The organism is Oerskovia enterophila (assembly GCF_044748475.1).
Lineage (GTDB): Bacteria > Actinomycetota > Actinomycetes > Actinomycetales > Cellulomonadaceae > Oerskovia > Oerskovia enterophila.
The window spans coordinates 1,003,109-1,019,062 of sequence record NZ_JBIVFZ010000002.1; the positions used below are offsets into that span (position 1 = coordinate 1,003,109).

General features: G+C 73.6%; 15 protein-coding genes. 9 read left to right on the forward strand and 6 right to left on the reverse strand.

The genetic code is table 11. From position 1 onward, the window contains the following. The first annotated feature begins 215 nt into the window (after positions 1-215). Together ACIPWA_RS09000 and ACIPWA_RS09005 are read left to right on the forward strand one after the other, a co-directional pair. Positions 216-809 carry a hypothetical protein gene (locus ACIPWA_RS09000; protein WP_400289525.1) on the forward strand — a complete coding sequence of 198 codons (594 nt, stop codon included), beginning with the start codon at positions 216-218 and terminating at the stop codon, positions 807-809. Continuing rightward, positions 806-1,357, forward strand: a complete 552-nt coding sequence (locus ACIPWA_RS09005) for an OmpA family protein (RefSeq protein WP_400289526.1) — start codon at positions 806-808, stop codon at positions 1,355-1,357. Before ACIPWA_RS09000 ends, ACIPWA_RS09005 begins: the two co-directional genes overlap by 4 nt. A 34-nt stretch (positions 1,358-1,391) precedes the next feature. Here the strand turns inward: ACIPWA_RS09005 and ACIPWA_RS09010 are convergent, their stop codons facing one another. Then, positions 1,392-2,192 carry a hypothetical protein gene (locus ACIPWA_RS09010; protein ID WP_400289529.1) on the reverse strand — a complete coding sequence of 267 codons (801 nt, stop codon included), beginning with the start codon at positions 2,190-2,192 and terminating at the stop codon, positions 1,392-1,394. 420 nt (positions 2,193-2,612) lie between these two features. Beyond that, positions 2,613-4,907 (reverse strand): bifunctional copper resistance protein CopD/cytochrome c oxidase assembly protein, encoded by a 2,295-nt coding sequence (locus ACIPWA_RS09015; protein ID WP_400289532.1) that lies wholly within the window; start codon positions 4,905-4,907, stop codon positions 2,613-2,615. 208 nt (positions 4,908-5,115) lie between these two features. On the opposite strand from ACIPWA_RS09015, the gene ACIPWA_RS09020 reads away from it, so the two are divergent. From ACIPWA_RS09020 to ACIPWA_RS09045, 6 genes are read left to right on the forward strand one after another with little or no spacing between them, the layout of a single operon-like run. Then, positions 5,116-6,114, forward strand: a complete 999-nt coding sequence (locus ACIPWA_RS09020; protein ID WP_056644605.1) for an AAA family ATPase — start codon at positions 5,116-5,118, stop codon at positions 6,112-6,114. Between the two features lie 10 nt (positions 6,115-6,124). Then, positions 6,125-7,048 carry a DUF58 domain-containing protein gene (locus ACIPWA_RS09025; protein WP_400289534.1) on the forward strand — a complete coding sequence of 308 codons (924 nt, stop codon included), beginning with the start codon at positions 6,125-6,127 and terminating at the stop codon, positions 7,046-7,048. Further along, positions 7,035-7,553, forward strand: a complete 519-nt coding sequence (locus ACIPWA_RS09030; RefSeq protein ID WP_400289535.1) for a hypothetical protein — start codon at positions 7,035-7,037, stop codon at positions 7,551-7,553. The genes ACIPWA_RS09025 and ACIPWA_RS09030 overlap by 14 nt, the downstream gene beginning before the upstream one ends. Beyond that, a complete protein-coding gene (locus ACIPWA_RS09035) occupies positions 7,547-8,638 on the forward strand; it encodes a vWA domain-containing protein (RefSeq protein WP_139107703.1) in 1,092 nt (363 codons plus the stop codon). Before ACIPWA_RS09030 ends, ACIPWA_RS09035 begins: the two co-directional genes overlap by 7 nt. After that, the gene (locus tag ACIPWA_RS09040) at positions 8,635-9,687 is read left to right on the forward strand and encodes a vWA domain-containing protein (RefSeq protein ID WP_400289538.1); all 1,053 of its coding nucleotides are present in this window, start codon (positions 8,635-8,637) and stop codon (positions 9,685-9,687) included. Before ACIPWA_RS09035 ends, ACIPWA_RS09040 begins: the two co-directional genes overlap by 4 nt. After that, positions 9,684-10,814 (forward strand): tetratricopeptide repeat protein, encoded by a 1,131-nt coding sequence (locus tag ACIPWA_RS09045; protein ID WP_400289540.1) that lies wholly within the window; start codon positions 9,684-9,686, stop codon positions 10,812-10,814. Before ACIPWA_RS09040 ends, ACIPWA_RS09045 begins: the two co-directional genes overlap by 4 nt. A gap of 85 nt (positions 10,815-10,899) precedes the next feature. Here ACIPWA_RS09045 and soxR read toward each other — a convergent pair whose 3' ends face one another. Continuing rightward, complete coding sequence (soxR, locus tag ACIPWA_RS09050) at positions 10,900-11,370, reverse strand: redox-sensitive transcriptional activator SoxR (RefSeq protein ID WP_056644581.1); 471 nt, start codon at positions 11,368-11,370, stop codon at positions 10,900-10,902. 152 nt (positions 11,371-11,522) lie between these two features. On the opposite strand from soxR, the gene ACIPWA_RS09055 reads away from it, so the two are divergent. Next, the gene (locus tag ACIPWA_RS09055) at positions 11,523-13,022 is read left to right on the forward strand and encodes an MFS transporter (protein WP_400289542.1); all 1,500 of its coding nucleotides are present in this window, start codon (positions 11,523-11,525) and stop codon (positions 13,020-13,022) included. A 43-nt stretch (positions 13,023-13,065) separates the two neighbouring features. Here the strand turns inward: ACIPWA_RS09055 and ACIPWA_RS09060 are convergent, their stop codons facing one another. The 3 genes from ACIPWA_RS09060 to cobA form a co-directional block, all read right to left on the reverse strand. Continuing rightward, complete coding sequence (locus ACIPWA_RS09060; RefSeq protein WP_400289544.1) at positions 13,066-14,001, reverse strand: sirohydrochlorin chelatase; 936 nt, start codon at positions 13,999-14,001, stop codon at positions 13,066-13,068. Continuing rightward, positions 13,998-15,089: a uroporphyrinogen-III synthase gene (locus tag ACIPWA_RS09065; RefSeq protein ID WP_056761464.1), complete on the reverse strand. Its 1,092-nt coding sequence runs from the start codon at positions 15,087-15,089 to the stop codon at positions 13,998-14,000. Before ACIPWA_RS09065 ends, ACIPWA_RS09060 begins: the two co-directional genes overlap by 4 nt. Positions 15,090-15,154: 65 nt before the next feature. Continuing rightward, the gene (gene cobA, locus ACIPWA_RS09070; protein WP_400289678.1) at positions 15,155-15,952 is read right to left on the reverse strand and encodes a uroporphyrinogen-III C-methyltransferase; all 798 of its coding nucleotides are present in this window, start codon (positions 15,950-15,952) and stop codon (positions 15,155-15,157) included. Positions 15,953-15,954 lie beyond the last annotated feature (2 nt).

The following is a 15,954-nucleotide window of genomic DNA, read 5'->3' on the forward strand; positions in this document are numbered from 1 at the left end:
CGCTCGGTGCTGCGAGGTGCCGAGCACGAGGTTGCGGTCGTTGTCCGATGGATAACGACCGCAACCTCGTGCTCGACCGCACGGAACCTCGTGCTCGCGACCGACGCCAGCCGCTCCTCCTTTCACGGGCAGTTCTCCCCATGGGAGAGATGCCTCCTCGCCACCGATTCTCTGAGAAGGTGTGAGCGATCCTCACCCTCGATCGGAGCTCCTCCATGCGCACTTCCGTGCACCGCACGATCACGGCGACCGTGCTCGCCGTCACCCTGGTCTCACTGACCGGCTGCTCGCTCCTCCCGGGAGGCGAGCCTGCGCCGTCGGGCACGGCGAGCCAGGCCGGTGACGAGCCGGGCACGAACGCCGAGCCCGTCGCGGCGCCCAGCGTCTCGCCGGTCGACCCGGACGCCGTGGTCCTCGACGAGACGCTCGACGTCCCCGGTCGCCCCGGCGACACCCTCCGCGTCGGCATCGAGTCGCTCACCGTGCGGGGCGACCTCACCGAGCTGCGCGTGATCTTCACACCGACCGCCTCGGGCGACGACGGCGGCGAGCGCAGCGTCTACGAGCTCACCGGGGCCACCTCGGTCGATGCCGCGCTCGTCGACCGCGAGAACCTCAAGAAGTACGTCCAGCTCGTCGACGAGAACTACGACGCGATGGGCTCGAGCATCTTCACGACGGCGGCGGTCGGGGGCGAGTCGATCCGCTGGACCGCGGTCTTCGCAGGTCTCGAGGACGACGTCGCGACGCTCGACGTGCGCATCGTCGACTCGTGGCCCACGTTCGAGAACGTCCCGGTGACGCGATGAGGACCGCACGCGCCGTGCTCGGCCTCACGGTCGCCGCGCTGCTGCTCGGCACGCTCCCCGCGTCCGCGACCATCGATGCGCCCGCCGAGTTCGACATCACGACCATGCCCGAGCCCACCGCAGAGCAGATCGCCGAGTCCGTCTCCCACTTCACGACCGAGGGCAGCGTCCAGACGATCGACACGGTCGAGACCGAGGGCGAGGAGACCGTCATCACGCTGACCTCGGACATCCTCTTCGAGGTCGACGGCGCCGAGGTGTCCCCTGCGGCCGCAGCGGCCATCGCCGGACTCGTCGCGAACGTGCCCGACGGCGCGACCCTCTCGGTCCACGGCCACACCGACTCCGTGGGCGACGACGCGCACAACCTCGACCTCTCGCTGCGGCGGGCACAGGCCGTCGGTGCCGCGGTCAGCGCGTCGAGGCCCGACCTGGTGCTCGACGTCCAGGGCTTCGGCGAGACGCAGCTCAAGACGCCCGAGGAGGGCGACGACCCGGGGCCGGCGCGCGCCGAGAACCGTCGCGTGGAGCTGCGGTTCAAGGGCTGACGTGGTTCGGGTGCCGAGCACGAGGTTGCGGTCGCTATCCGGCGGATAGCGACCGGAACCTCGTGCTCGACCGCACGGAACCCCGTGCTCGCGCGAGGAACGCTCGAACTTCAGCCCCCACGTGACCAGCGCTCCTCAGGTCCCGCGCCGTGAACCGGAGCACGTCGACCCCACGCGAGGCGACGAGGCGGTTCTGACGCCGCCGGTCGTGGAACAACGCCTCCGGCGCCGCGTGCACCTCCGCGCCGTCGATCTCGGCGATCAACCAGCGACCGCCGGGCAGACGCCAGCCCAGGTCGCCCCGGGCCAGGAACTCTCTCGCGTCGTCGGTGATCACGACCTGCAGGTCGTCGGGCGCGACCCCTGCGTCCTGGCAGTCGAGGCGCGCGAACGTCTCGAGCGGTGACTCGGCGCGACGGTCGCTGAGCTCCCACCACGAGTGCGTCCGCGCCACGCCCCGTCGACCGCGGGCCTGGTCGTGCGCACGCGCGAGCCCCCGACCGTCGAGCAGTCCTCGTTGCTGCGCGCTGTCCATCAGCGCCACCGCGTGGGGCCGGTCGAGCTCGGGGACCGCCTGAGCCAGCGCCCAGTCCGGCGTCGCCACGTACCTGCCGTCGATGCGCTGCACCGTCATCCCGTCGTCGAACTGCCGCAGCAGGACACCGTCTCGCGACCTGGTCTCGCGTGCTCCGGGCAGCGCCGCCTGAGGCGTGATCCGCCACGGGAGGCCCTGGACCCCGAGAAGGGCCAGCGCGCACGGCCCGACGGCGATGGCGTCCGGCCCGAAGGTCAGCAGACCGGCCCACGCGGCACGCCGACGCAGGTGGTCCGGCACGCCTGGGTCCTCACGATGAGAGGACGGGACCGGGTTGGTGTCATAGACCCCACGCGTCACCCGAGCCCAGGACCGTTGCTCGACGAGCCGCGACCGTCGAGGCGACCGGACCCCGTGCTCGTCGCACTGCGCTGCCGACACCAGTCCCTCCTGGCGCCGAGCGACGTGCAGGAGTGCTTCCGGGAGCGGCGACGGGGTGCGCATCGCCGCATCCCAGCAGAGGACGCGCGCGGCATGCCGCCGGATCACGGCCGGCTGTGGACAGCCCGCCTGGGGGTCCGGCTGTGGACGGCTGTGGACGGCCGCCGAGCACGAGGTTCCGTGCGGTCCAGCACGAGGTTGCGGTCGCAGACCGCCGGATATCGACCGCAACCTCGTGCTCGGCACCACAGGGGCCCCGAAGGCACCCCCAGGAAGGCGTCAGTCCTTCGCGTCCCGCTCCGCCATCTTCGCGAGCATCTCGTTGTACTCGTCCATCTCGACGTCGCCGACCTGGTCGACGCGCCGGTCGCGCCGCCTGGCCTCGCGGTCGTCGGACCTCGACCACATGATCGCCACGATGATCGCGAGCGAGAGGGTCGGCAGCTCGCCGATCCCCCACGCCACGCCACCGCCGCGCTGCTGGTCGGCGATCGCCGTGATCCCCCAGTCGTGGCCGAGCAGCCCGAACCACTCGGGCACCAGGAGCGCCGTCCCGGTCGTGAGCGCGACCCCGAAGAACGCGTGGAACGCCATGGTCGCGAACAGCAGGAGCAGCCGCTGGGGCCAGCCGGGCCGGTGCGGCCCAGGGTCGATCCCGATGAGCGCGTTCGCGAACAGGTACCCGGCGAGCGTGAAGTGCAGCAGCATCGCGAGGTGCCCGACGTACGTCGTGAGCGCGAGCTCGAACGCGGGCGTGTAGTAGAAGACGATCATCGAGCCCGCGAAGTTCACGGCCGCGACGACGGGGTTCGCGAAGAACTGCCCCCACTTCGAGGTCACGAGCGCGAGCACCCACTCGCGGGGCCCGCGCGAGCCGTCCTTGCGCACGGGCACGGCGCGCACGAGCAGCGTCACGGGCGCGGCGAGCACCAGGAAGATCGGCACGACCATCGCGAGCACCATGTGCTGGACCATGTGCGCGCTGAACAGCACGTGCCCGTACATCGCGGGGCCGCCGTTGGTGACCCAGAACAGGATGACGATCCCGAGGCACCACGAGATCGTGCGGCCCACGGGCCACTTGTCGCCGCGCCGGGCGAGGCGTCGGACCCAGCGCAGGTAGACGACGAGCGCCGCGACGCACGCGAACGCGGGCAGCAGGTCCCAGCGCCACTCGGTGAACCATCGGCCCAGGTCCGGCTCGGGGGGCAGCGGGTGTCCCGTGACGAGCTCGGCAGGGGTCGGGAGCGCGATGGGCTCGTCCGGGATGGGCGGGGCGGTCGAGCCGAGCGCGACGGCCACGCCGGACACGGCTCCCATGACGAGCAGCTCGACCGCGACGAGCCGCCAGAACAGCCAGGTCGCGGCCTTCTCGGCCGCGGGTGCTACGGCCGTCCGCGCAGAGGCCGTCCCCTTCTTCTGCCCGACGGCGGAGCCGCCCGCCGTCGTCGTCCCGCCCGAGGCGGTGGTCGCCCGGGCAGAGGCGGCGGCCGGGGAGTCCTCGTCGGCGGCCGCGACGCCGTCGGCCGTGCGCTTCGTCCTCCCCGCCGGGCGAGCCTCGTCGGACGCGCCGGCACGGGTCCCGCCGCGGGCGGCGGCCGGGCCGGCCCCCTGGAGCCGTCGCACGACGAGCTCGCGGTGCGCGAAACCGAGCGCCCCGAGCACGACCATGAGCCCGACCTTGGCGAGGATCAGGACGCCGTAGTCGGTGCTGAGCCCGTCGAGGCCGCCGACCCGGATCCAGGCGTTCGCGACGCCCGAGACCGCGACCGCGACGAACGACCAGCCCGCGATCGAGGAGTAGCGCGAGACCGAGGACGCGAAGGACGTCCGGTCGAGCCCTCCGCGCAGCCGCACGATCGCCAGGACCCCGAGCCCGCCGATCCACAGGGCCGCGCCGCCGAGGTGCAGGAACATCGAGGAGATCGCCAGCTCGTGGCTCGCAGCGCCGGCCGTGTGGCCCGTGTTGGCCTGGAACGCGAGGGCCGAGATCGCGAGGAGAGCGGTCCAGAGCGCACCCGTCGGGGTGCGGACCGCGAGCGCGCACGCCGAGGTGAGCGCCGCGATGATGACGACGCCGAGCAGGCTGCGCCCGAGCGAGATCTGGGTCACGAACGCGGCGATCTGGTCGCCGAACCCGATGCTCGAGACGGGCATGCTCGACAGGACCGAGTAGCGCAGCACGGTCTGCACGACGGTCAGCACGGCCCACGTGGCCGACGCCGCCCCGGCGACCCCGAGCGCCCGGCGCAGGGGCACGCCCGCGGGCAGCACGCAGGCCGCGAGCACGAGCGAGCCGATCGTGAGCGAGATCGCGAGCTCGGTGAGGACCGTGGAGACGGGCAGGCCCCAGCGCGAGATCGCCCCGGGATCGGCGAACCCCGTGAGCGCCTCGAAGGCTCCGGAGAACGCTCCGGCGGCCAGGACCGCGAGGATCGCGACGACGACCGCAGCCGGCCCCGCCGCCACCAGCCACCAGGGGTTGCGCGGGGAGTCGACGACGTCCCGGCCGGGGGTGCGCGCGGCCCGGTCGGGCGCGGTTCCTGGGGTGCTGCGGGGGGCGGTAGCGGTCACCGGTCCAGGGTAGGCGGCGTGCGGCGGATCGTGGTATTCCCGCCGGCGCCCCGGTGGGGACCTCGCACCATGCTCTTCCTGTGAAGAACCCCGTCGCCCGTCAGGGTCCGCTGGCATACTGGGCCGGGTTCGCACGGCGTCCCCCTCCGGGGCCGGGCCCGTGACCACGTCCCCCAGCACGACCCGAGCACACGCGAAGGACCTCACCATGGCCACAGGTCACGGCAGCATCTCCACGACCGACCTGGACCGTGCGGGTCACCTGCTCAAGCGCGTCGAGCAGGTCTTCGACCAGCGCGTCGTCGGGCAGGAAGCCCTGCGCACGGCGCTGATCAGCTCGCTCCTCGCGGGCGGCCACATCCTGCTGGAGTCCGTCCCCGGCCTCGCCAAGACCACGGCCGCGCAGACCCTCGCGTCGGCGATCAACGGCTCGTTCCGGCGCATCCAGTGCACGCCGGACCTCATGCCCAACGACATCGTGGGCACCCAGATCTACAACTACGCGACCGGGTCGTTCACCACCCAGCTCGGGCCTGTGCACGCGAACCTGGTCCTGCTCGACGAGATCAACAGGTCGAGCGCCAAGACGCAGTCGGCGATGCTCGAGGCCATGCAGGAGAAGCAGACGTCGATCGGCGGCGAGAACTTCCCGCTGCCCTCGCCGTTCATGGTCCTCGCGACGCAGAACCCCATCGAGGAGGAGGGCACCTACGTGCTGCCCGAGGCCCAGATGGACCGCTTCCTCATGAAGGAGGTGCTGACGTACCCGGCCCCGCAGCAGGAGCTGGAGATCCTCGACCGCATCTCGACGGGCCGCATGACGGCGCCCATCACGGCCGAGCCCATCAGCATCGACGACGTGGTGTTCCTCCAGCGCCTGGTCGACGACGTGTACGTCGACGAGTCGATCAAGCGCTACATCGTCGACCTCATCAACACGACGCGGCTGTCGGGTCCGCGCCCCGTCCCGGGCCTCGACCAGCACGTGCGCGTGGGCGCGAGCCCCCGTGGCGGCATCGCGCTCATGCGCGTGGGTCAGGCCCTCGCGATCCAGGCGGGTCGCGCGTTCGTCATCCCGGACGACATCAAGGCCGTGCGCTACTCGGTGCTGCGCCACCGCCTGGTCCGCACGTTCGACGCGCTCGCGACCAACGTCCAGCCCGAGCAGCTCATCGACGCCGTGTTCGACGCGGTCCCCACCCCGTAGGGCGCGGTCCATGGCAGACGTGTCGCGACTGGCCCAGGTGCGGGCCAGGCTCGAGCTCCCGCTGGCCCGGCGGGCCTCGGGGCTGCTCGAGGGTCGGCACCGCTCCGTCCTCAAGGGGCACGGGCAGGACTTCGACGACCTCCACCTCTACGCGCCCGGCGAGGACGTGGGCGACATCGACTGGAAGTCGAGCGCCCGCGCGGGCATCCCCGTGGTGCGCCGGTTCGTGCGCGAGTCCAACGTCAACCTGGTCCTCGTCGTGGACACGGGCCGCAACATGGGCGCGACCGCGGCGAGCGGCGAGCCCAAGGCCGACGCGGTGAGCTTCTGCTGCGCGCTCGTGGCCTACCTCGCGCGCGACCGCGGTGACCGGGTCGCGCTCGTCGCGGCGGACGCCGGGCGCATCGTCCAGCTCCCGCCCCGCGCCAGCACGCAGGACCTCGAGCTCATGCTCCGCACGGTCGAGAAGCAGCTGAGCGTCGACGCGCCAGCGAGCGACCTGAACCGCGCGCTCGACCGGGCGCTCAACGCGTTCCAGCGGCGCTCGATCATGGTCGTCGTGACCGACGAGGCCCGCCCCGGTCCCGAGCACGAGCGCCTGCTGCGACGCCTGCGCGTGCGCCACGAGGTCATGGTCGTCGCGGTCGCGGACCTGTCGCCCGTCGGGGTCCCCCTCGCGGGGGACGGCCTCGCCCCCGGGCCCAGCACGCTGAGACCGGTCGCGGACGTCGACGGCACGCTCGACCTGCCACCGTTCCTGCGGGGCCGCGTGGACGTCGCGGAGGGCGCGGCGCAGGCCGTGCGTGCTCGGCGCGAGTCGGTCGTGGCCCTGCTGCGCACCCTCCAGGTGGAGGCCGTGAGCGTGACCGGGACCGACGACGTCGTGCCCCGTTTCGTCGAGCTGCTGGGGAGGGCGAAGCGTGCCCGACGATGAGCTCTACGCCCCGGTCCTCTACAGCGGCTGGTGGGGGGCGCTCGGTGTCCTCCTGCTGCTGCTCGTGGTGGGCTGGATCGTGTTCGCCTTCCTCTCGACGCGTGCGTCGGCCGAGGAGAAGGCCCAGCCCCCGGCGCCGCGCCTGCCGACGGGACCGTACGACCCGTACGCGGGCCTGCGCGCCGAGTTCGAGGCGCACCTCGACGCGGTCGAGCAGCGCTACCTCGCGGGCGAGCTCGACGAGCGCGGGCTCCACCTGGCGCTGTCCAAGGAGGTCCGCGGCTTCGCGTCGGGTCGCCTGGGCGTGGACGCCTCGGTGCTGACGCTGTCCGAGATCGAGCGCATGACAGGCACCCAGCACCTGACGCGCCTCATCGCGCGCTACTACCGTCCGTCGTTCGCGGAGTACGACGTCGACCCGTTGACCCTCCTCGACGAGCACGGCGTCACGCCCACGGGCAGGGACTCGATCGACCGCGCCCGCACGGTGGTGAGGACGTGGTGACGCCTGCCGCCCTCGTGCCCGGGCCGCAGGGCGCCTCGATCCTGTGGCCGTGGCTGCTCGCCGGGGTCGTGGTCCTGACCCTGGGCGCAGGGGCGACGGCCTGGTGGCTCGCGCGCCGCCGTCGGGCACGGGCCGAGGCCTCGCAGGACGCCGACGGCGTCACGTGGGTCGCGAACTCGTCCTACCTCGCGCAGGTCCCCGCCTTCGCGGCGTGGGTGCGCCGCTACCGGACGCTGCAGGTCGTGGGGCTCGTCGGGCTGCTCGTGGCGCTCGTCGGGGTCGGTGCGGTCGCGGCGCGGCCGGTCGAGACCGACGTGGTCGTGGACCGCCTGGGGACGCGGGACATCGTGCTGTGCCTCGATGTGTCGGGCTCCATGACCGCGTACGACGGCGAGATCCTCAAGGTGTACTCGGAGCTGGTGGACAACTTCGAGGGCGAGCGGATCGCGCTGTCGATCTTCAACTCGACGTCGCGCACGGTGTTCCCGCTGACGGACGACTACACCCTGGTCAAGGAGCAGCTCGCGGCGGGCGTCGCGGCGTTCGACAAGGACCCGAGCACGCTCGACTTCACGCGCGAGGGCGACGAGAAGGACATCCTGGAGTACCTCACGTACACCGCGGGCACGCTCGCGAACGAGTCCGCGGCGAGCCTCATCGGGGACGGCCTGGCCAACTGCGCGCTGCAGTTCGACGAGGAGGCCACGGAGCGCTCGCGCTCGATCATCCTCGCGACCGACAACTACGTCGCGGGCGAGCCCATCTACACGCTCGAGCAGGCCGCGGCCCTGGTGGCCTCGCGCGACATCACGCTGCACGGGATCTACGGGGGCTCGGACCTGTACGCGGGCACGCCCGAGGAGGTCGAGTACCGCGACGTGGTCGAGGCCGGCGGCGGCCTCTACTTCCTCGCGGGCGACCCGCAGGCCGTCGAGGGCATGGTCGAGGACGTCGTGGCGCAGCAGGCGGTCGAGCTCGACGCGAGCCCCGAGGTGATCGTCACGGACCTGCCGACGCTCTGGTTCCTCGTGGGGACCGCGGGCGCCGCGCTCCTGCTCGTCGTGGCCTGGAGGTTGCGCGAATGACCCTCCACCCGTTGATCCCCCTGTGGGCGTGGGCCGTGGTGTTCGTGCCGCTGCTCGGGCTCGCCGTGTGGCAGCTCGTGGTCGCGCTGCGAGGCGCGTCGCGAGGCGCTGCCGGCCGGCAGGGCGTGCCCGCAGGTCCGCGGGGTGCGTGGGCCCGCCGGACCGCGCTCGTCGCGGTGCTCGCCGTGATCGGGCTCGGGCCCTCGGTCCCCGTGACGGACCGCGACACGTCGGTCGCGAACGTCGACATGTTCTTCGTGGTCGACCGCACGGGCTCCATGGCGGCCGAGGACTTCGACGGCACGAACGAGCGCCTCGTGGGCGTGCGCCACGACATCGCGAGCCTCACGGGCGACATCCCGGGCGCCCGCTACTCGATCATCTCGTTCGACTCCCAGGCCAGCCGCCAGCTCCCGCTCACGACCGACGCGCGCGCCATCACGTCCTGGGCCGACACGTTCAAGCGCGAGATCACGCTCTACTCCAAGGGTTCGCTCACCGACCGGCCGCTCGACGAGCTGCGCGAGGCCCTGCAGGGGGCCGCGGCCGAGCGCCCGTCGAACGTGCGGCTCGTGTTCTTCCTGTCGGACGGCGAGCAGACCGCGGACGGCGAGCCCCGCTCGTACGAGGAGCTCGCACCGCTCGTCGACGGCGGCGCGGTGCTGGGCTACGGCACCGCGGAGGGCGGGCGCATGAAGGAGTACATGCCGGGCGAGGACCCGGCCGCGGCCGAGTACATCGAGGACCCGTCGAAGGCGACGATCGACGAGTCGGGCGTGCCGGACGCCCTGTCGATCATCGACGAGGAGAACCTGCGCGCCATCGCCGAGCAGCTGGGGGTCCCGTACGTGCACCGTGAGACCACGAGCCCGACGGCCGAGCTCGTCGCGGGCGTCGACCCGCAGCAGGTCGCGGCGGACGGCAGGCGCCTCGTCACGGCCTACCGCCCGATCGTGTGGCCGTTCGCGCTCCTCGCGGCCGGCCTCCTCGGGATCGAGGCATGGTGCGCGGGCCGGTCCGCGGCCCGCCGGGTGGGGGTGCGCGCATGAGCGGCGACGGAGCGCCCCCGCAGCAGCCCCCGTGGGGCGGCGCGAACGGGACGGGTGGATCCCAGCAGCCCGCGCAGCCCGGAGGGCCCGTCGTGCCCTCGCAGCCGGGTCCGCCGTGGGGAGGCCCGTCGACGGTCCGCCCCGGCGCGCCCTACCCGCAGCCGCCCCGCGCGCAGCTGCCCGGCTCGCGCTCCCCTCAGGCTGCGGCACTGCGCTCGAGGCGGCTGCGCCGTCGGGCGCTCCTGCTCCTCCTGCCGATCCCGCTGCTGATCGCCGCGCTCGTGCTCGGCACCAAGCTCGCGTTCCTGCCCGTGATCGCCTCGATGGGCTCCGACCGCTACGACGCGGGCGACCACTCGGGCGCCGCCGACCTGTTCGACCTCCAGAAGACCATGAACGTCGTCGACCCGTGGAAGGCCTGGTTCAACACCGGGACAGCGCGACACCGGACCGGCGACGACTACACCGCGATCAGCGACCTCCACCGTGCCTACGACCTCGCCGAGGGCGAGGAACCCATGGTCCGCTGCCGGATCCAGATCAACCTGTCGATCGCCTACGAGACCTCCGGTGACTACGAGAAGACCACCGCGGACGACTACATGGCGCAGAAGAAGGCCCTCGAGGAGGCCCTCGCTGCTCGCGCCGCGGGCGAGGACTACGAGGCCAGCGTGATCGACCCCTACGGCGACGGCAACGAGCTCACGCCCGAGCAGGTCCAGGACGACGCCACGACCTGGTACTCGTTCGCCGAGCGCTCGTTCGCGACCGCCGAGCAGGTGCGCGGCTGGCCCGGGTGCGAGGACCAGTCGGAGCAGGAGAAGGAGCAGAACGAGCAGTCGGTCCAGCGCCTGCAGGACAAGCAGCAGCAGGCCAAGGACGCGCAGCCGCAGGAGCCCCAGGACCCGCAGGAGGGCGAGGAGCAGGAGCAGGAGCAGGAGCAGGACCAGACCGAGGAGGAGCGGGCCGAGGCCGAGCGCCAGGAGAAGCTCCAGGAGCAGAACTCCGAGGCCCGGGACGACGAGGACCAGAGCCAGCAGGAGTACCGGAACTACTACGGGGGCGACGAGCCCGCGGGGGGCACGGGCGAGGAGCAGGGCGGCGGAGGCTCGGCCAAGAACTGGTGAGCTGCGGCGACCGCCGGTCGCGCCCGAGGCCTGACCTCGAGGTCGCACCTCGGGGGCGGACGCACGCGGCGTGCGCTCCCACCCCTCAGTCGTCGAGCCCGTCGACCAGCAGGGTGCGGGGACCGGGGCCCTCCTCGGCCAGCACGTCGTGCGGGTTGGCCAGGACGCACTTGCGCAGCGACAGGCACCCGCACCCGATGCAGTCGGTGAGGTGGTCGCGCAGGCGCACGAGCTGTTCGATCCGGGCGTCGAGGTCCGCGTGCCACATGCGCGAGAGTCGGCGCCAGTCCTTGGCGGTGGGCGTCCTGTTCTGCGGGAGCGTCCCCAGCGCCTCGCGGACCAGCGCGAGCGGGATCCCCACGCGCTGGGAGACCTTGATGAACGAGACGCGGCGCAGCGTCTCGCGCGGGTAGCGGCGCTGGTTGCCCGGGGTGCGGCGCGCGGTGAGCAGTCCCTCGCGCTCGTAGAAGTGCAGCGCCGACACCGTGACGCCGCTGCGGCGGGCGAGCTCGCCGACCGTGAGCTCGTCGTCGGGGTGGGGCCCCTCGTCAGGCATGATTGCTCCAGGCATTCGTCACTCCGTCCATCGACGGGCCGGATGCACTTGACCTCGACAATGGTTGAGGTTCGAGACTAGTCGAAGCGCTCGACCGAGCGCACCTGTCGCGCGACGCCCCACCCGGCCGGCGCCCACCCCTGCGAGGAATCATGGAACCACCACGCCCCCTGGCGCCCGAGGCCGACGTCGCCGAGGCGATCGCCGACTCCCCAGCCTTCGGTTCCCCCGCGGCGGCCGCGCCTCCGGACGAAGCGGGCCCCGACGCCCACGGCCCCTCGGGCAGTGGCCCGACCAGCGGCGGCCTGTCCCCCGCGACCCAGCGCACGGTCATGATCGGCATGGTCGCTCTCGTGCTGCTCGGCGCGTTCGAGGCCCTGGCCGTCGCGACCGCGATGCCGACCGTCGCGCAGGCCCTCGACGGCCTGACGCTCTACGCGGTCGCGTTCGCGGGGTCGATCGCCGCGAGCGTCGTCGGGATGGTCGCCGCGGGCCGCTGGTGCGACCGGTTCGGCCCGAGCCCGTCGCTGTGGGCCGGCGTCGGCCTCTTCCTCGCCGGCCTGGTCGTCGCAGGGCTCGCCCCGACCATGGAGGTCTTCGTCGCGGGGCGGGTGGTGCAGGGGCTCGGCACCGGGATGTACATCGTCGCGCTGTACGTGCTCGTCGCCCGGGTGTTCCCCGAGGACCGGCGCCCGTCGGTGTTCGCGGCCTTCGCCGCCGCGTGGGTCGTGCCCTCGATCGTCGGCCCCGCGATCGCAGGGCTCGTCGTCGAGCACGTCGGGTGGCGCTGGGTCTTCCTCGCCGTGCCGTTCCTCGCGGTCCCGGCCGTGCTCATGATGCGCCCCGGCCTGCGCGCCGTCGTGCAGGACCGCCGCGCGACGGACGCGGCGGACGCCGCCGACCGCGGCGGGAACGCAGCCCTGTGGTGGGCCGTGGCCGCGGCCGTGGGCATCGGCCTGCTGCACTTCGCGGGCCAGCAGGAGGGCGTGCTGCTGTACGCCGCGCTCGTGGTCGCGCTCGGTCTGGTCGTGGTGAGCGTGCCGCACCTGCTCCCGCGCGGCACGGTGCGCGCGGCGCGCGGGCTGCCCTCGGTGATCGCGATCCGCGGCCTCGTCGCGGCAGCCTTCACGGGCACCGAGGTCCTGCTGCCGCTGCTCCTCTCGCACGAGCGCGGCCTCTCCCCCGCGCAGGCAGGCGGGGTCCTGACGTTCGGCGCGATCGGCTGGTCGGTCGGCGCGTGGCTGCGCGGGAAGGCTCACTGGGGATGGCCGCACTCGCGCTTCGTCCTCGTCGGGTCGTTCCTCATCGCGGGCGGGATCGCGGGCACCGCGCTCCTCGCGTGGCCCTCCGTGCCCCCGATCCTCGGCATGCTCTCGTGGACCGTCGCGGGCCTGGGGATGGGCATGGTCCACCCGACGCTCTCGGTGCTCACGCTCGCCCTGTCGCCCGAGGACCAGCAGGGCGCCAACAGCTCGGCGCTCCAGGTCTCGGACGCGCTGTCCGCGGCGATCGCGCTCGCGGTGACCGGGTCGATGCTCTGGGCCCTGCACGACGCGTTCGGCCTCCTGGCCTACGTCATCTGCTTCGGCGTGACGGTCGTGATCGCGCTGCTCGCGGCGTTCGTCGCGCCGAGGACCCGGGTCCCGGCCTGAGCCGCGGCGCCGCCCGGGCTGCGGCCCGGGCGGTGCGGTCCGCCTAGCGACCCGGCAGCGCCGCGACGCCCTCGGCGTAGCGGTCGAGCACGATCGCGGTCAGACGAGCGTCGGGGGCGAGCGGGGCCGTGACGACGTCCGCGCCGGCCTCGAGCAGGCGGTCGTGGAAGAAACCGGGGGCCAGCAGGTAGGCGGCGATGACCACGCGGGGAGGCTCGTCCTCACCGCCCGACGGCGCCGCGCCGGCCACGTCGGCGCCTCCGCCCGAGGCGGTGGTCGCCTCGCCCGGGACCGCGGCCCCGCCGAGCGCCTCGCGCGCCGCCGCGACCGCGTCACGGACCGACGGGGTCGCCATGGCGCCGAACCCGACCGTGACCGGTCCGTCGTGGTGCGCCCGCAGGTGCTCGGCGACGGCCTCGACGTCGCGCGCGGCCCCCGACCTGCTCGACCCGGCGGCCGCGAGCACGACCGCGTCGTGCGGACGCGTCCCGGCCGCGGCGAGGCGGTCCGCGAGGATCTGCGCGAGGCGCGGGTCGGGGCCGAGCGCGCGGGCCGCGGTCGCCGCACCGTGCTCGGGACCTCGCCCCTCGTGCTCGGGCGAGACGGCCTCGGTGATGTCGACGTTCACGTGGAAGCCCGTGGAGAGCAGCAGAGGGACGACCACGGCCTGACCTGCCTGACCGGCCTGACCGCCCGGCCCCTCGCCCGGGGCGCGCGGTGCGACCGCGTGCGTGACGACGTCGGCCACCTCGGGCTGCTGGACGTCGACGAACGCCTCCCGGACGTCCAGGTCGGGGCGCGTCGCACGGACGTCGTCGAGCAGCGCACGGATCGCGGCCTGGCCTGCGACGTCGTTGGTCCCGTGCGAGCAGCCGACGAGCACGGGTGCGGCTGCTGGGTCGCCCGCTGCACCTGCTGTACCCGACGACGGGCTCCCCTCGGTCTCGCCGGAAGGGAACCCCAGGATCTCCGTGCTCATGCCAGCTCCAGTCGATAGCCACGTTTGACGACGGTCTTGACGAGGGCGCGCTCGCCCACTGCCTCGCGCAGCCGGGCCACGGCGACCTCCGCGGCGTGCGGGTCGCGCGAGTCGCCGGGCAGCGCCGCGAGGACCTGGTCGCGGGTCACGATCTCCCCGGCCCGCGACGCGAGCAGGCGCAGGACCTCGAGCCCGCTGGGCGAGAGCGGGAGCACGCGACCGTCGAGCACCGCGACGCGCGAGCGGATCTGCAGGATGCCCGCGACGGTCACGAGCGCGAGGGTCTCGGCGTGCTCGTAGTGACCGACGAGCGTGCGGACCAGCGCGCCGAGGCGCCCGCGGTCCGGCTGGAGGGTCGCGATCCCGCGGTGCGCAAGGGGGCGGGCCGTGATGGGTCCGACGGCCGCGGCGATCATGCTGCCGCTCGCGAACCGTGCGACGACCGCGTCGCCGACGCCCTCCGACTCCGCGGCCGCGAGCCACGCCTCGGCGCCCGGGGCCGAGGTGAAGACGACGGCGTCGATCTCGCCGCCCGCCGCGGCGTGGACCGAGGCCCGGAGCGCCGCCTCGTCGGGCGGCGGGCCCCAGCGGTAGACGATGAGGCTCGCGACGTCCGCGCCCGCCTGCGCGAAGACCGTGTCCAGGCCGTCGGCCCCCGCACCGTGGTGCTGGACGGCGATGCGCAGCCCGTCGACGCCCTCGCCGAGCAGGACGTCGGCGATCTCTCCCGACGTCTCCGACTCCGCGACCCAGTCCGCCTGGAGGCCGGCGGCCTGGATCGCGCCGCGCGCCTTGGGTCCGCGGGCGACCAGGCGTGCCCCGCCCATGACGGCCAGGAGCTCGTCGGCCAGCCCGTGGGCGTCGGCCGCCTCGATCCAGCCACGGAACCCGATGCCCGTGGTGACGACCACGACGTCCGGCGGGCGGGCGATCAGGTCGCGCGTGCCCGCGAGGAGCGCCTCGTCGTCCTCGTTGGGCACCATGCTCAGGGCGGGCGCGTGGCGCACCTCGGCCCCCCGGCGGACCAGGGCCGCGGCGAGCTCGGCCGAGCGCCGGTCGGCCGTGACGAGAACCGTGCAGCCGGCCATGACCTGGCCGAGCGCGGGGCGCTGCGCTGCGGTGGCGGGGACCGCCGACCCCTGGACCGCTCCCGTCACAGGGCCATCTCCGGGACGAGCGCGGGGACCAGCAGGTCCGCGGCGGCCACGTCCCCCACGACCACGACCGCCGGGGCGCACACCCCGACCTGGGCCGCGCGCTCGACGAGCGTCCCGAGCGTGGCGCGCGTGACCCGCTGGTGCTCCGTGGAACCCGACTCGACGACGGCGACGGGCGTGCCGACGTCGGCCCCGGCGGCAACCGCCTGGTCCGTGATCTCGCTCAGCATCGACACTCCCATGAGGATCACCAGGGTAGCCGTGCGATCGCGGACCGCGGCCAGCGCGCCCACGTCCAGACCGCCGTGGCCGTTGACCACGAGGAACGCACCGACCGTCCCGCGGTGCGTGAGGGGGATGCCCGCGAGCGCCGGGACGGACAGGGCGCTGCTCACGCCCGGCACGACCTCGACCGGGACCCCCGCGGCGCGGCAGGCCAGGACTTCCTCCCCGCCGCGGCCGTAGACGAACGGGTCGCCGCCCTTGAGCCGCACGACCGTGCGGCCGCACTGCGCCTGCTCGACGAGGATCGCGTTGATCTCGTGCTGGGGCACGGGGTGGTGGCCCGGGGTCTTGCCGACGTCGATGACCTCGACGCTCGCGGGGAGGTCGTCGAGGACCTGGAGGGGGCCCAGGCGGTCGACCACGACGACGTCGGCGGTCATGAGCGCACGGTAGCCACGGAGGGTGAGCAGGTCGGTCGCTCCGGGGCCGCCGCCCACGAGGGTCACCGATCCGGTGTCAGAACGTGGCCGGGGTATGGCCCGGTGTGCTTCTGACACCTTGTCCGGCACCG

What these genes read in the sequence shown, in the direction of transcription:
- ACIPWA_RS09000 (WP_400289525.1), top strand. Translation starts at nt 216, where the DNA reads ATGCGCACTTCCGTGCACCGCACGATCACGGCGACCGTGCTCGCCGTC.
- ACIPWA_RS09020 (WP_056644605.1), top strand. Translation starts at nt 5,116, where the DNA reads ATGGCCACAGGTCACGGCAGCATCTCCACGACCGACCTGGACCGTGCG.
- ACIPWA_RS09060 (WP_400289544.1), bottom strand. Translation starts at nt 14,001, where the DNA reads ATGAGCACGGAGATCCTGGGGTTCCCTTCCGGCGAGACCGAGGGGAGC.
- ACIPWA_RS09055 (WP_400289542.1), top strand. Translation starts at nt 11,523, where the DNA reads ATGGAACCACCACGCCCCCTGGCGCCCGAGGCCGACGTCGCCGAGGCG.
- soxR (WP_056644581.1), bottom strand. Translation starts at nt 11,370, where the DNA reads ATGCCTGACGAGGGGCCCCACCCCGACGACGAGCTCACGGTCGGCGAG.
- ACIPWA_RS09065 (WP_056761464.1), bottom strand. Translation starts at nt 15,089, where the DNA reads ATGGCCGGCTGCACGGTTCTCGTCACGGCCGACCGGCGCTCGGCCGAG.
- ACIPWA_RS09005 (WP_400289526.1), top strand. Translation starts at nt 806, where the DNA reads ATGAGGACCGCACGCGCCGTGCTCGGCCTCACGGTCGCCGCGCTGCTG.
- ACIPWA_RS09045 (WP_400289540.1), top strand. Translation starts at nt 9,684, where the DNA reads ATGAGCGGCGACGGAGCGCCCCCGCAGCAGCCCCCGTGGGGCGGCGCG.
- ACIPWA_RS09040 (WP_400289538.1), top strand. Translation starts at nt 8,635, where the DNA reads ATGACCCTCCACCCGTTGATCCCCCTGTGGGCGTGGGCCGTGGTGTTC.
- ACIPWA_RS09025 (WP_400289534.1), top strand. Translation starts at nt 6,125, where the DNA reads ATGGCAGACGTGTCGCGACTGGCCCAGGTGCGGGCCAGGCTCGAGCTC.